Source organism: Asticcacaulis sp. YBE204 (assembly GCF_000495855.1).
GTDB lineage: Bacteria > Pseudomonadota > Alphaproteobacteria > Caulobacterales > Caulobacteraceae > Asticcacaulis.
In genome coordinates this window covers 23,934-38,712 of record NZ_AWGF01000020.1, presented here as the reverse complement: position 1 = coordinate 38,712, position 14,779 = coordinate 23,934, and the positions used below count along the sequence as shown (strand labels likewise).

The 14,779-nt window shown below is 57.8% G+C and carries 14 protein-coding genes and 1 tRNA gene; 10 read left to right on the top strand and 5 right to left on the bottom strand.

Annotated elements, in window-relative coordinates:
* Positions 1-3: 3 nt before the first annotated feature.
* Complete coding sequence (locus AEYBE204_RS37960; protein ID WP_023463897.1) at positions 4-609, top strand: HAD-IB family hydrolase; 606 nt, start codon at positions 4-6, stop codon at positions 607-609.
* A 54-nt stretch (positions 610-663) separates the two neighbouring features.
* On the opposite strand, the gene AEYBE204_RS37955 is transcribed toward AEYBE204_RS37960, so the two are convergent.
* Positions 664-1,293 (bottom strand): ATP-dependent Clp protease proteolytic subunit, encoded by a 630-nt coding sequence (locus AEYBE204_RS37955; RefSeq protein ID WP_023463896.1) that lies wholly within the window; start codon positions 1,291-1,293, stop codon positions 664-666.
* A gap of 235 nt (positions 1,294-1,528) precedes the next feature.
* On the bottom strand, positions 1,529-2,869 hold the full coding sequence (gene tig / locus AEYBE204_RS37950) for a trigger factor (RefSeq protein WP_023463895.1): 1,341 nt from the start codon (positions 2,867-2,869) through the stop codon (positions 1,529-1,531).
* 232 nt (positions 2,870-3,101) lie between these two features.
* On the opposite strand from tig, the gene AEYBE204_RS39730 reads away from it, so the two are divergent.
* Positions 3,102-4,136 (top strand): sterol desaturase family protein, encoded by a 1,035-nt coding sequence (locus AEYBE204_RS39730; protein WP_023463894.1) that lies wholly within the window; start codon positions 3,102-3,104, stop codon positions 4,134-4,136.
* Between the two features lie 24 nt (positions 4,137-4,160).
* A complete protein-coding gene (locus AEYBE204_RS37940) occupies positions 4,161-4,724 on the top strand; it encodes a hypothetical protein (protein WP_023463893.1) in 564 nt (187 codons plus the stop codon).
* On the opposite strand, the gene AEYBE204_RS37935 is transcribed toward AEYBE204_RS37940, so the two are convergent.
* On the bottom strand, positions 4,706-5,950 hold the full coding sequence (locus AEYBE204_RS37935; protein ID WP_023463892.1) for a dicarboxylate/amino acid:cation symporter: 1,245 nt from the start codon (positions 5,948-5,950) through the stop codon (positions 4,706-4,708). The two genes, AEYBE204_RS37940 and AEYBE204_RS37935, sit on opposite strands and share 19 nt — an antisense overlap.
* A 103-nt stretch (positions 5,951-6,053) precedes the next feature.
* Here AEYBE204_RS37935 and AEYBE204_RS39725 point away from each other — a divergent pair, with 103 nt between their 5' ends.
* Positions 6,054-6,746: a bifunctional 2-polyprenyl-6-hydroxyphenol methylase/3-demethylubiquinol 3-O-methyltransferase UbiG gene (locus tag AEYBE204_RS39725; protein ID WP_023463891.1), complete on the top strand. Its 693-nt coding sequence runs from the start codon at positions 6,054-6,056 to the stop codon at positions 6,744-6,746.
* Positions 6,743-8,035, top strand: coding sequence for an MBL fold metallo-hydrolase (locus tag AEYBE204_RS37925; RefSeq protein WP_023463890.1), 1,293 nt, complete (start codon positions 6,743-6,745; stop codon positions 8,033-8,035). The genes AEYBE204_RS39725 and AEYBE204_RS37925 overlap by 4 nt, the downstream gene beginning before the upstream one ends.
* Positions 8,036-8,089: 54 nt before the next feature.
* Here the strand turns inward: AEYBE204_RS37925 and AEYBE204_RS37920 are convergent, their stop codons facing one another.
* Together AEYBE204_RS37920 and AEYBE204_RS37915 are read right to left on the bottom strand one after the other, a co-directional pair.
* A complete protein-coding gene (locus AEYBE204_RS37920) occupies positions 8,090-8,626 on the bottom strand; it encodes a DUF1697 domain-containing protein (RefSeq protein WP_023463889.1) in 537 nt (178 codons plus the stop codon).
* 95 nt (positions 8,627-8,721) lie between these two features.
* Positions 8,722-8,806, bottom strand: a tRNA-Leu gene (locus tag AEYBE204_RS37915).
* A gap of 430 nt (positions 8,807-9,236) precedes the next feature.
* Between AEYBE204_RS37915 and AEYBE204_RS37910 the strand changes: the two genes are divergently transcribed.
* The 5 genes from AEYBE204_RS37910 to AEYBE204_RS37890 all read left to right on the top strand — a co-directional run bounded on the left by AEYBE204_RS37910 (position 9,237) and on the right by AEYBE204_RS37890 (position 14,762).
* A complete protein-coding gene (locus tag AEYBE204_RS37910; protein ID WP_023463888.1) occupies positions 9,237-9,575 on the top strand; it encodes a P-II family nitrogen regulator in 339 nt (112 codons plus the stop codon).
* A 40-nt stretch (positions 9,576-9,615) separates the two neighbouring features.
* Positions 9,616-11,022: a type I glutamate--ammonia ligase gene (gene glnA / locus AEYBE204_RS37905; RefSeq protein ID WP_023463887.1), complete on the top strand. Its 1,407-nt coding sequence runs from the start codon at positions 9,616-9,618 to the stop codon at positions 11,020-11,022.
* Positions 11,023-11,356: 334 nt separating this feature from the next.
* A complete protein-coding gene (locus tag AEYBE204_RS37900) occupies positions 11,357-12,790 on the top strand; it encodes an ammonium transporter (protein WP_023463886.1) in 1,434 nt (477 codons plus the stop codon).
* Positions 12,791-13,058: 268 nt separating this feature from the next.
* A complete protein-coding gene (locus AEYBE204_RS37895; RefSeq protein WP_023463885.1) occupies positions 13,059-13,712 on the top strand; it encodes a TorF family putative porin in 654 nt (217 codons plus the stop codon).
* A gap of 384 nt (positions 13,713-14,096) precedes the next feature.
* On the top strand, positions 14,097-14,762 hold the full coding sequence (locus AEYBE204_RS37890) for a TorF family putative porin (protein WP_023463884.1): 666 nt from the start codon (positions 14,097-14,099) through the stop codon (positions 14,760-14,762).
* Positions 14,763-14,779 lie beyond the last annotated feature (17 nt).

Genomic DNA, 14,779 nt, shown 5'->3' with positions numbered 1-14,779 from the left:
CCTATGCCCGCGCCCGCCATTCACGCCTTCGATTTCGACGGCACCCTGACCTATACGGACAGTTTTACCGCTTTCCTGCTCTGGGAATGCGGTCATGCAAAAGTGGCGTCAACGCTGGCGTTTAGGCCCTATATGCTGGCGGGCTATCTCAAAACCCGTGATCGAGGGGCTTTGAAATCGCACCTGCTGTTCAACCTGCTGGGCCGTATTTCACGCACCGATCTTGAGGCAAAGTTCGTAGCCTTCGCACAGGAAACAGGGCCCAAGCTGTTCCGGCCCGATGCCATGGAAACATGGGAGACGGTCAAGACCGCCGGTACCCTGCGCGTCATCGTCACGGCGTCACCGGAACTGCTGGTGGGACAGTTCGGTCAGATGCTGGGGGCCGACCGCACCATTGGTACGCTTTTGGCCTTCGATGCGGAAGACCGCCTGATGCCGGATCTCGACGGCCCCAACTGCCGGGGCGACGAAAAGATGAACCGCCTGGGTGCCGTTTATGGCGACGACCTCGACCTAGAAGCCGCCTACGGAGACACGTCGGGCGACTTTGACATGATCAAAGCCGCCCGGAACGGTCACTATAGGGTGTTCGTAAAACGCCCTTAATTTTAGCGCGCATCCGATTCCAAAAACTGGTGCCCACTTTTTGGGGTGCGCTTATTAAGCGTTGCTGACCGGATCGGTACGCTTTTCATAAACGTGGTCGATCAGGCCGAAGTCCTTGGCTTCTGCGGCCGTCATGTAACGGTCGCGGTCGAGCGTACGCTCGATGACGTCGTAAGGCTGACCCGTGTGCTTGACGTAAATTTCATTGAGCAGCTTCTTGGTCTTGCGGATGTCTTCGGCCTGGATTTCGATGTCCGACGCCATGCCGCGCGCGCCACCCGACGGCTGGTGAACCATGATCTTCGAGTTCGGCAGCGAGATGCGCTGTCCGGCTTCACCAGCTTGCAGGATAAGCGAACCGGCCGATGCCGCCATACCCATACACACGGTCGTCACCGGCGACTTGATATATTGCATGGTGTCGTAGATCGCCAGCGCCGAGGTCACCTGACCGCCGGGGCTGTTGATATACATCGAGATTTCCTTCTTCGGGTTTTCCGATTCGAGGAACAGAAGCTGGGCGCAGATCGACGTCGCCATGCCGTCTTCAAACGGGCCAGTGAGGAAGATGATGCGTTCTTTCAGCATCCGGGAATAGATGTCGTAGGCGCGCTCGCCGCGGCTCGACTGCTCGATGACCGTCGGGATGAGGTAGCTGGTCAGGTTTTCGACTGGATCGCGCATGGAAGTCCCTAAGCGTTATTGGTTATGGGAAAGCATCTAAGGCTAAGAATCTTAACCGAAGGTGTGCGCTCGCCCCGTCTCTTGCAACTTGGCCCCTTCGCCGGGGATTTTCAAGGCCCAATTCAGGGGACAAAAAAAGATGCAGGGAACGCGGTTCCCTGCACCCTGTATTTCCAGAATAGCACCAGCCCAACCATCCGCTCCAAAGAACGGGTGCAGGGGCCGAGCCCCTGCCTTAGGCTTCGTCTTCGGCCAGCAGCTCTTCCTTCGAGATCGGCGTCTCGCTGACCTTGGCGTTAGCGAAGATGTGGTCGACGACCTTTTCTTCGTAGATCGGTGCGCGGATCTGAGCGGCGGCGGCGGGGTTCTGACGGTAGAAGTCGAACACCTGACGCTCCTGACCCGGGAAGTTGCGGGCTTCCTGAGCGATGGCCTGAGCCACTTCCTGCTCGGAGACCTGCACGTTGTTCTTGGTGCCGATTTCGGCGAGCACCAGACCGAGGCGGACGCGGCGCTCGGCGATCTTCAGGTACTCGTCCTTCAGTTCCTGCTCGGACTTGCCGGCGTCTTCTTCCGACAGTTGACCAGCGGCCTTGTCCTGCTCCACCTGTTGCCAGATGCCCTGGAATTCGGCGTCGAGCATCTTCTTCGGCAAGTCGAACGAATGCTTTTCATCGAGGATGTCGAGCAGGGCGCGCTTCATCTTGAAGCGGGCGGCGGTCGAATACTGCTGCTGAAGCTGGCCCTTGAGCAGACCCTTCAGGGCATCGAGGCCTTCGAGGCCCAGACCCTTGGCCCATTCATCATCAGCCACGGCATCCTTGGGCGCCGAGATTTCGTGAACGGTCGTCTCGAAGGTGGCTTCCTTGCCCGCAAGGTTCGCCGCGCCGTAATCGGCCGGGAAGGTCACGTTCAGAACGCGTTCTTCACCCTTTTTGGCACCGATCAGTTGCTCTTCGAAACCGGGGATGAACTGGTTCGAGCCGATGACCAGCTCAGCGCCTTCCATCGAGCCGCCTTCGAAGACTTCGCCGTCGATCTTGCCGACGAAATCGATCTTCAGCTTGTCGCCGTCAGCGGCCTTGGGGGCCTTGCCGCCCTTGGTGTCGTACTGCTTGGTTTGCTTGAGGATGTTCTGGAGTTGCTCCTCGACTTCCTCTTCGGTCGGCTCATAGACCGGACGCGACAGTTCGAGCGTCGTCGGATCGACCGGCTCGAAGTCGGGCATCTGCTCGACCGAGATTTCGTAGGCCAGATCGGCCTGACCGTTGATGACGGCTTCGATGTCGCCGACGGGGGTCAGTTCCGGCTGGCTGGCCGGGCGCACCTTGTGCTGCTCCAGCGTGGCGGCCGAAGTTTCGTTGAGCTGCTCCTGAAGGATTTCGCTCATCAGGTCCTTGCCGTACAGCTTGCGGACGTGGGCCGTCGGCACCTTGCCGGGACGGAAGCCCTTGATCTGCATCTTGGGGGCGATTTCCTTGATCTTGGCTTCGAGCTTGGAAGCCAGGACGTCCTTGGCGATCGTCACTTCGTAGACGCGCGAGAGACCTTCATTCAGTTTTTCAACGACTTGCATCGATCTATTTTACCTTGTGCGTTGGGTGCGCCCGAACCTCGCGTTCGATCACCTTACCGCCGTTAAAGAAAAGCACCGCGCGCACGGATTGCGGGCGGCAAATTCAAAGATGCGCTCTTATGGCATGAGCGGGGATAAGGTCAACGATAAAAGCGGGCGAAAGGAAGCCGATTTCTTAACCTTGCCGCATTAGGGTGGGGGCAATCCTGAATACAGAACGCCAGAGACCTCCATGCTGACTTCACACGCATCGCAAAATGCGGTCGACACCCTGATCGATATTCTGGTGTTCCCGGTGACGCGGTTGTTCGATGTGCATCAGCAAACGATCTGGATCAGCTATCTCGGCACGCTGATCGTCGCCACAGGCTTTTATTTCGTGACGCGCCGCCGCCGCAAGACGAGTCTGAAAGGCCTGTGGCGCTATCTGTTCCCCAAACGCCTCGTTGCCCATGCCTCGACGCGCCTCGACGTCAAGATGTACATCTATTCCGGCCTCTATCTGGCGGCTCAGGCTGCCATCCTGCTGGGGGGCATGAAGGGCCTGACGCCCGCCTTGCTGGCTCTGGCCGAGCCCGTTTTCGGCCCTGGCGCGCCGCACGGCCCCCTGCCCGGCTGGGCTATCATCGCCGTCCCGGCCTTCCTCTATCTGGCGTTCGAACTGGGCTACTGGCTGTCGCACTACCTGCTACACCGTGTCGACTGGCTGTGGGAGTTTCACAAGGTTCACCACAGCGCCGAAGTCCTGACGCCCCTGACCGAATGGCGTCAGCACCCGGTCGAGTTCTTCCTCGTGCCGGTCATCATGGGCGCCGTCAGCTCGATCGCCCTTGCCATCGTGACCTGGGGACTGGGGCCGGATATCGAGATGTCGGCCTTCTGGAACCCCAGCCTGATCCTGTTCGCCTTCGTCGCGACCTATATGCACCTGCGCCACAGCCATGTGAACCTGACGGTAACAGGCATCTGGGGACGCATCTTTCAGTCGCCGGCGCACCATCATATCCATCACTCGACCGATCCGCGCCACTTCGACAAGAATTTCGGTTTCTGCCTGTCGGTGTGGGACTGGGCCTTCCGGACGCTGTACATCCCGAAGAAGGGCGAAATTCTGACGCTGGGCCTTTATGACGAGCATGGCCGTCAGGACGAACTTACGACTTCGGCCAGTCTTTGGACCCATATGGCCCTGCCGTTTCAGAGAGCGTGGAAACTCATTCGACCTGGCAAACCCAAAGACAATGCCGTTATACATCCGGCGGAGTAGGTCGAGGATTTCGGGCACAGTTGAATGAAAGCGGGCATATCTCCCCTCATCACGATGCTTGTGCATTATCTAGCGGCGTTGGTCTTTCCCCGACATCGCTTCAAATGGGATCTCGATATTTCTGCCTCCGAGGCTGAACGGCGCTTGCGTCGTGCCACAGACCCCCGGCGCCATTATACCCCCTTTGATCAGGACATCGGCCTTTTTCGCGGCGAGATAGAAACCCTCGAATTCAATTTGAAATTGAAGGGGCTGAACGAATCTAATTTTCCGACGCCGCGTATCGTTGGAATGCTGGAGCCTGTCGATGAGCGGTCTATCTTATACGGTCAAATCAAGGCGCTGCATTTCGGGTTGGTTTATTGCGTCATGGCGACAGGCGCCGCGCTTTGGCTGTTTGGCGGCTGGATGGTCGTCAGAGGCAACATGGAAATGGTGGCATCCAGCCTGACCGCCGGAATTATCGCCTTTGCTGTCACAAGCTTTTGGCGGCTGTTTCAGTTCAACGCCGATGTAAAAGACATCAAGGCCGCCCTGAGGACGGCCTTGAGCGGCGACGAAAGCCGTTTCTATCCCTTTTCCGGTTGAGGCTCCGGGTCGGTCAACTGCCCCTCCCACTTGGCCACGACCGCCGAAGCCACCGTATTGCCGACGACATTGGTCGCCGAACGGCCCATGTCGAGCAGGTGATCGACGCCCAGTACGATGGCGATCCATTCATCCGGCAGACCGAAATAGCTCAGCGTCGCCATGATCACCACAAGCGAGGCGCGCGGCACACCGGCTATCCCCTTGGACGTAACCAGCAGCAGGAACAGCATCATCAAAATCTGTTCAGGCTTGAACACGACGCCATGCGCCTGCGCGATGAAAAGAGTCGCGAAGGTGCAGTAGATCATCGATCCGTCGAGATTGAACGAATAGCCGAGCGGCAGGACGAAGGACACAATCTTGCGCGACACGCCGACCTTGGGCAGGCCTTCGAGCAGTTTCGGATAGGCCGCTTCGGACGACGCCGTTGAAAAGGCCAGCAGCGCCGGTTCGCGGGCCGCACCGAGGATGCGGAAGATACGACCGCCGACAAATACGAGACCCGCGGCGATCAGAACGACCCACAACACGCCCAGCGCCGAATAGAATCCGCCGATAAACTTGGCATAGGTGACCAGAATCGGCAGCCCCTGCTTGGCGACGGTGGCCGCCAGCGAGCCGAAGATGGCGAACGGCGCGAACTTCATGACCAGTTCGGTGACCTTGAGCATGATCGACGCGGCCTGTTCCGCCAGTTGCATGACCTGCGGGGCCTTGTCGTCCAGCATGGCGACCGCCGTGCCGACGAAGACCGAGAAGACGACGATCTGGAGGATCTCGTTCTTGGCCATCGCATCGATGATCGACGACGGGATCATGTGAGTGATGAACGATTCGAGCGTAAAGCCTTCGGTCGTCGGGGCCTTGACGGCCTCCCCGGCCAACTGGAGGTTCATCCCCGCGCCCGGTTGCAACCATTCGACCATGACGATGCCGAGCGCCAGAGATACGATCGACGCGGCGATAAACCAGCCGAGCGCCTTGCCGCCAACACGACCGACGGCCGCAGCGTCTTCCATGTGGCCGATCCCCGCGATCAGGGTAAACAGCACCAGAGGCGCGATGATCATCTTGATCAGTAACAGGAAAATCTTAGTCAACAGGCTGAAACCGGCCACGGCCTGCGGCAGTTGTTCGGGCGTCAGATACTGGTTGCAGGCCCATCCGGTCGCTACGCCCAGGATCATGGCGGCGATGATGAACAGGGCGAATTTGTTTTTCACGGGGTGCTCCGTCGGAATTCAGTAACCTGTGACACTACCTGAGACGCGGGGCTTGGCAAGAGCGCGCCTTGTTCGCCCCCCAGAATCGTCGCTAATTCATCCTATGAGCGAAATGCCGGACAGCCTCAAGACACAGTATTTCCACGACCGGAATGCCGGCTTGGGTGGCACGGCTGCGCCACATCGCGTGGCTCAGGGCGAACGCGAACTCCTGACCTTCGACATACTGGCGCGACTGGCGGGTTATCCTCAGATCATGCAGCCCGAAGCCGGTGCGTTGATCGATGCGGGTTGCGGCGACCGGTACATAGAGCCCGCCGTGCGACAACGCGGCTTCGACTATCTGGGGCTCGACATCGGCGATATCGATTTCGAGACGGGCCGCCTGCCCCTGCCCGACCACAGCGTCGATCTGTTCGTGTCGCTGGCCGTCATCGAGCACTTGCGCGATCCGGCCCTGTTTCTGTCCGAAGCGATGCGCGTGGTGCGTCCCGGCGGCGGCGTCATTCTGTCGACGCCCAACTTTCAGATGGATTTCAAAAACTTTTACAACGACCCGACGCATGTGAAGCCCTATACGCCGCACAGCTTGGCCAAGGTCATGACCCTGACGGGCCTCGAAGGCGTTTCGGTGTTCCCGGGGCTGCGCTGCAAACCCGACTGGTATTATCAGGGCAAGAACCGCTTCTGGAAAGCGCGCTACCTGCTGCCGTTTCGCGGGGACAACCGTTTCGCGCCGTCGTGGCTAAAAGGGCGTTCGACCTCGTTGTTCGCGATCGGGCGCAAACCGGGATGAATATCACTCACCTCAACAATTCGTTTTTAAAAATCGAAGGCGGCGGCACGAAACTGCTCTGCGATCCGTGGGCAGGCACGGCCAACGAAGGCGGCTGGCGCAGCTTTCCGGAATTCGATCCGGAGACGCTTTATGCGTTCATGGCCGATTGCGACGCGGTCTATATTTCGCACCTTCACGCCGATCATTTCGACCCGACGCTTCTAAAAGCGGCAAGCCTTACCGGCAAACCGTTCATCATAAAAGACTTCAATAACAAGACCCTGCTCAAACGTATTAAGGCGCTCGGTGTCGAAACGGTTATTGAAGTGCCTGCCCTACAGGCCACCGCATTTAAAAACTTGCAATTCGCCATTGTTCCGCAGATGACCAGCAATAATGCGGCGCTGGACGATGAGATCGACTACGATCTGGATACCTCCATCGTGATCCACGCCGACGGCGAGACCTTTTTCAATCAGGTCGATAATCCGCTGTCGCTCGATAACTATAAGGCATTGAAGACCTTTATCAGCAAGACCTTCGGCGATCTCGATTGCGTCTGTCTGGCCACCGGCGCGGCCAGCCCCTACCCGCAAAGTTTCATCGCCTGCGATCGCGACGCCGAGCAAACTGCCGTCATTGCGCGGTCGCTGGACAAGTTCTCTGCCATTATCGATATCCTCCAACCGCGTGCCTACTTCCCGGCGGGCGGCACCTATATCATTCCGGGCCGCTTCGCGCCGCTGAACCGCTGGATCGCCCAACCCGATTTCGAAACGCTGCAATCGACCCTGAACGGTCGAACCAAGGCCTTTACCATTGAAGGTGGGCAGACTCTTGATCTCACGACGTTGGGCGTCACCTTCGACTTGCCCCCTGCCCAGCCCGACCGCACCGCCGCCGTTCACGACCATATGACGGATGCCTATGCGCACGATAGCTTCGACGACATTGGTATCCGCGATACAGAGCTCGATACCTTGTTCACACGCGCCTACGCCAATTACAGCCGCAAGATGCGTGACGACAGCGTAACCATCGCCCAGAGCGTCGCCTTCACGCTTTATGACAATCTTGAGGTGGATGCGGATGGCAATATCAGCAGCACGCCCTGCGCGCGTTACAGCTTCACCGACCATGTCGTACCCGGCATGGAGATGATTTTCCATCTGGACCGCAAGCTGTTCATCAAGGGTCTGACGCGCGCCGCCAACTGGAACCAGTTACTCAGTCTGGCCCTGTTCGAACGGCGTCCGAACGTCTTCCATCCTACCGTTGAATTCAGTCTTAACTATCTGACAGTTTGATGAAATTAATAAATTGCAAAATAAAATCATAATTTAAATTTCAAATCGCAACTTTTATTCGCGTGCCATTCCGATCAGAGTTTCGACCGTCCGCAGGTTACGCGCCGTCATGTCACCTTTCAGATATTTGCCGAGCTTTTCCGCCACCTTTGAGACACCAAAACCCTGCGGCGTGTAGAGATAGAAGACGCTGTCCGTCATATGGAAGGCTTCATCCTGCGTCGCCAGCACCTGCAAGCCGTCAGGATCGTAGCTTTTAACCGGGCCGTTGAGGAAAAACACATGCACCAGTTTGTGCGCGTTTTCGCCCTCCGACTTGAACGGACACGCCGCCAGAGCCGCCTCGACCTGACCTAAGGTCAAGACGACACAGGACGGCCGGAACCCGAAGACCTCACCGATAGCCTGCGTCATATCAGAGGCGATATCCGACGCCGGGCGGTCGGATTCGAATACCGCATTGCCGCTCTGAATATAGGTGCGGACACGCGTATGACCGAGACCTTCCATGGTCCCGCGCCAATCCTTCATCGGCAGCTTGTTATTGCCACCGACATTGACGCCACGCAACAAGGCTATAAAGACGGTCATATGCCCTCCGATAGGTTCGGGTCAGGCCTAACATAAAATCATGCTAAGGAAAAAGACCGGACGGAACGGCTTGAAGCGACGTCCCGTCCATCTGTTGGTGCGGTCGAGAGGACTCGAACCTCCACGCCTCGCGGCGCTGGAACCTAAACCCAGTGCGTCTACCAGTTCCGCCACGACCGCAACGGGGCAGCCCTAGCCGCAATGCCTGTTCCGGGTCAAGTCGCAAGCGACCGTGGGCCCATTTTTCCACGATTAATCGTCAGCCCGACGGCATGAATTCGCACCTGCAATACCGACCGTCATAACGTCGTCATTTTCACCCTTTCCTTCGGGGCAAGACAATCTAATTTCAACCGAAATCAGTTTTCGCCGATTCCGCGAATTTGCCTTAAGTCCTTGAATGAGATTCTTCTTTTTCTGGCTTAAAATCGGCTTTTGCCCGCATTTTCTTTTTGAAATTGGCGGCGTCTGGGTCTAAAGGCAGGACCACAAGCGTTCACGCAAAGTAATAAATCTTTACAGTCAAGTGAGCCGTCACCCCCGAATCTGGCTTGCATTCTCGCGCAATGCACAAGATTTTCGGCTGACGGTCGTGCGATCAGGATAGCTCATGAAAAAGATCGAAGCTGTTATCAAGCCTTTCAAGCTGGATGAAGTGAAGGAAGCCCTTCAGGAAATCGGCGTGCAGGGCATGACCGTTCTGGAAGCCAAAGGCTACGGCCGCCAGAAAGGACATTCCGAACTGTACCGCGGTGCGGAATATGTCGTTGATTTTCTGCCGAAGATCAAAATCGAACTGGTTGTCGCCGACGACCTCGCCCCGGCCGCACTGGAAGCGATCCAGACCGCGGCCCGCACCGGCAAGATCGGCGACGGCAAAATCTTTGTGAGCGACATCCTCGATGTCGTCCGCATCCGCACCGGGGAGTCGGGGCCGCAAGCCGTCTAAACTTCTCACTACCCTCACCCAGGAACTAAGGCGTCAAAAAATGACAGCAGATGACATCCTCAAGCTTATCAAAGAAAAAGACGTCAAGTACGTAGACGTTCGTTTCACCGACGTGCGCGGCAAGATGCAGCACGTGACCTTCGACATCGATCTGGTCGACGAGGAGTTTCTGACCGACGGCACCATGTTCGACGGTTCGTCGATTGCCGGCTGGAAAGCCATCAACGAATCCGACATGAAGCTGCGTCCTGACCTGAAGACGGCCTATATCGACCCCTTCTATCAGCAGACGACCCTGTTCCTGTTCTGCGACGTCGTGAACCCCGACACCAACGAACCCTATAACCGCGACCCGCGCTCGATCGCCAAGAAGGCTCTCGCCTACACGCAAGCCGCCGGTATCGGCGACACCGTGTACTTCGGCCCGGAAGCCGAATTCTTCCTGTTCGACGACGTGCGCTGGTCGATCAAGCCGGACGACATGGGATTCTCGTTCGATTCGAGCGAATTCCCGCACAATTCGTCCAAGGTCTATCCCGAAGGTAACATGGGCCACCGCCCGGGACCCAAGGGCGGCTACTTCCCCGTCAACCCGGTCGACTCGTGCCAGGACCTGCGCGGCGAAATGCTCGCCGTCATGGGCGAACTCGGCATGGAGCCGGAAAAGCACCACCACGAAGTGGCACCCGCCCAGCACGAACTCGGTCTGAAGTTCTCGGACATGCTGACCATGGCCGACCGTCTTCAGCTCTACAAGTACGTCGTTCAGAACGTCGCCCACGCCTACGGCAAGACGGCCACCTTCATGGCCAAGCCGCTGTTCGGCGACAACGGTTCGGGCATGCACGTCCACATGTCGATCTGGAAGAGCGGCAAGCCGCTGTTCGCCGGCGACAAGTATGCCGGTCTGTCGGACCTCTGCCTGTGGTTCATCGGCGGCATCATCAAGCACGCCAAGGCCATCAACGCCTTCGCCAACTCGACGACCAACTCCTACAAGCGTCTGGTTCCCGGCTACGAAGCCCCGGTGAAGCTGGCCTATTCGGCCCGCAACCGTTCGGCCTCGATCCGTATTCCGTGGGTCTCCTCGCCGAAGGGCAAGCGCATCGAAGCCCGTTTCCCGGACCCGATGGGCAACCCCTACCTGACCTTCACCGCCCTGCTGATGGCCGGTCTCGACGGTATCGAAAACCGTATGGATCCGGGCGGCCCCGCCGACAAGGATCTCTACCACCTGCCGCCCGAAGAGCGTAAGCTCGTTCCGGAAGTCTGCGGTTCGCTCCGTGAAGCTCTGGAAAACCTCGACAAGGACCGTGCCTTCCTGAAGAAGGGCGGCGTGTTCGACGACGACTTCATCGACTCGTACATCGACCTGAAGATGGAAGAAGTCATGATGCTCGAACTGCGTCCGCACCCGGTCGAATTCGAACTGTACTACAAGTGCTAATCTGACCTGAGAGTCGGGTTAAAACTAGCCAAACGATGCGAGCCGTCCTGTTTCAGGGCGGCTCGTTTTGCTTGAGGCGACTCTGAATTTCATCAAAATTGATGATTACGTTAGGTCAACTTTTTTAGTTTCAAAAGAAATTAAATTAGTTACAAAAGATACCAAATGTCTTTATTGGATTTGCGCGCGCGTGAGGCGCAATTAGACACATAAATGACGCAATAGCCCGCCCAGCGCCCGTTGCCCATGTATTAACGCAATAAAACCCTTTGCGAAACAAGCCAATAGCGGCACTCTTCGCGTGTGCAATATCCGCTTATCCAAGGGGGATAACTTGAAAACGTGGATCAAACTTACCCGAGTGGCCGCCGCGGCTGCCGCTCTTTTGATGACCTCACCGGTCATCACCGTCGCTCACGCGGCGGCTGTGACGGCTGAGGCCGCTGCGTCCGAATCGGTCGCTGCCTCCGAAGCCGCCACCCCGGTCGAAGCTGCTGAAGCCGAAGCGCCGAAGCTGCTCGCCCACCAGGCTCCGCTCGAACTCGACGGCGCCGCTTCTTCCTTCGTCTTCCTCTCCACCGCCCTGGTTCTGATGATGACCCTTCCGGGTCTGGCCCTGTTCTACGGCGGCATGGTGCGTAAGAAAAACGTCATCGCTACGGTCACGCAATCGGTCGCCGTTTCGTGCGTTGCCGGTCTGCTGTGGTACGTCGTCGGTTACTCGATCTCCTTCGGCGTCGGCAGCGATCTGTTCGGCGTTCCGGGCGAAACCGTCAACAAGTTCATCGGCGGCTTCGACACCTTCCTGCTGAAGGGCGTCACCAAGGAAACGGCGTTCAGCCTGGCCCCCGGCCTGCCTGAAATGCTGTGGATTTCCTATCAGATGACCTTCGCGATCATCACCCCGGCCCTCATCACCGGCGCCTTCGCCGAACGCATCAAGCTTTCGGGCCTGATCCTGTTCATGGCCCTGTGGTCGGTCTTCGTCTATGCACCGATCTGCCACCAAGTCTGGGGCGGCGGCTACATGGGCGGCATGGGCGTTCTCGACTTCGCCGGTGGCGCCGTCGTTCACGTCAACTCCGGCGTCGCTGGTCTGGTGGCCGCTATCTTCCTCGGCCGTCGTAAGGGTTACGGCACCGAAGAAATGGCGCCGAACAACCTGATCTTCGTCATGATCGGCTGCTCGCTGCTGTTCGTGGGCTGGATCGGCTTCAACGCCGGCTCCGCTTGGGCTCCCGATGGCATCGGTGCCGCCGCCCTGCTCAACACGCTTCTGGCTGCACTCGCTGCCGGTCTGTCGTGGAAGCTGGTCGAATGGACCATCCGTCGCAAGCCTTCGCTGCTCGGCATCCTGTCGGGTATCGTGGCTGGCCTCGTGGCCATCACCCCGGCCGCTGGCTTCGTCAACCCGACCGGCGCCCTGATCATCGGTCTGCTGGCTGGTCCGTTCTGCTACATCTTCGCCTCTTGGGTGAAGAAGCTGCTGGGCTACGATGACTCGCTGGACGCCTTCGGCATCCACGGCGCAGGTGGCTTCCTCGGCGCGATCCTGACCGGCGTCTTCGCCGATCCGGCGATCAACAGCCTGTCGGAAGGCGCCAACGTGATGACGCAGCTCTACGGTCTGCTGTTCACCATCGCTTGGTCGGCCGTCGGTACCTTCATTATCCTCGTGATCTGCAAGTTCACGACGGGGCTGCGGGTGTCGGAAGCCGATGAAGAACTGGGTCTCGACTCGGCGCTTCACGACGAAGTCCATCACTAAGTCACAACAGAACCTGTTGCACAAATAAGATAGGGCGTCCGTTTTTCGGACGCCCTATTTTTATACATTACAAGAGTTTAATTCATATTCTCGCCACATTGATTGCAATTATGGCACACTAATCTTGTTTAATCATCACACCCTTGGCTCAGATCATAATCTCTGTATGTTAACCCTGCGGCATCACAAAAACTTCACACATAGTCGCGCGTACAGGAAACATTCAGGTTTGGCAAAGCCATAACGAATCCAATCTGAGGAAGTAATCATGAAAAAGTTTTTGATCGCCGCTGCCGCGACCTCCGCCCTTCTCGCCGCCGGTGCCGCTTCGGCCGAAGGCACTTTCAGCTACAACATTGCCGCCACCACGGACTACGTGTTCCGCGGCATCTCGCAGACCAATGAAGACCCGGCCATTCAGGGCGGCATCGACTACACCAACGGCATCTTCTACGCCGGCACCTGGGCGTCGAACGTCGATTTCGGTTCCAAGGCCGATTACGAACTCGACCTGTACGCTGGCGTCAAGCCAACCGTCGGCAAGTTCAGCTTCGATCTGGGCGTGCTCTACTACGCCTATCCGCAGGAAGATGACCTGAACGCCACCGAGCTCAAGGCCGCCGTTACCTATCCGCTGGGTGCAGGCACCATCGGCGCCGCCTACTACACCAACACCGACGATATGTTCGACACGTCCTATGGTGAAGTCAACGTCGCCTATCCGATCACCGAAAAAGCCGTCGTTTCGCTCGCCTACGGCACCCAGAAGTTCGCCGCCGGTGGCGAATACGACACCTGGAATCTGGGCGGCACCTTTGGCATGACCGACAAGATTTCGCTGGATCTGCGTTATTACAACTCCAGCGAAGACGTCAAGGGCATGGACGAGCGCGTCGTCGCTACGATCAAGGCCGCTTTCTAAGACGAATCGTCTTTGCCTAAGCAATGGAAAGGTCGCCCGTTATTACGGGCGGCCTTTTTATTTTCGGGCGTGACCTGAGGCACGCAGTGGATCGATATCCTCGTTGCGTATCTTCCAACCCATAACGGACCAAGCCATTTAGACAGTTTAAAAACCCATTATAATTCAAACCTATAAATCCGAACCACCTTGGCGAGGCGCGAATTAAGAAAAAGTGACAATTTTACATCAAACAGGTTGAAACGACATGCGGGTACTGGCACTCGACGAAAAAATTGCTAAATTCAACATAGATTTGCAAGTCGTGCCACGACCCGGATGTCATTGTGATCCTGGTTTCATTGCGGCCCAAGAATAATCCGAATCATAAACAGGATACAGATCATGAAGAAATTCCTCCTCGCCGCCGCTGTCGCCGCCAGCGCCCTCGTCGCCGGTGCCGCTTCGGCCGAAGGCGCCCTGAGCTACAACATTGCCGCCACCAACAACTACGTCTGGCGCGGCGTGTCGCAAACCAACAAAGAAGCCGCCGTTCAGGCCGGCATCGACTACACCAACGGCAGCTTCTACGCCGGTGCGTGGGGTTCGAACGTTGATTTCGGCACCGACGCGTCGCTGGAACTCGACCTGTATGCCGGTGTCAAGCCGACCGTGGGTGACTGGTCGTTCGATTTCGGCGCCATCTATTACTCCTATCCGGACGAAGACGGCCTGAACTTCGGTGAACTGAAGGCTGGTTTCTCGCACCCGATGGGCAAGGGCACGATCGGCGCCGCCATCTACGCCAACTGGGAAACGCTGGAAACTCCGTACTACGAACTGAACGCCGCCTATCCGATCGCCGACAAGTGGTCGGTTTCGGGCGCCATTGGCAAGTACGAAGCCGGTTCGGAATACACGACCTGGAACGCCGGCGTTGCCTACGCCCTGACCGAGAACCTGTCGATCGATGCCCGCTACTGGGACACCGGCGATCATGACCTGGGCGCTGTCGCAGGCCGTAACCTCTACAAGCCGCAAATCGCGTTGACCCTTAAGGCGGCTTTCTAAGCACCTTACGGCGTAAG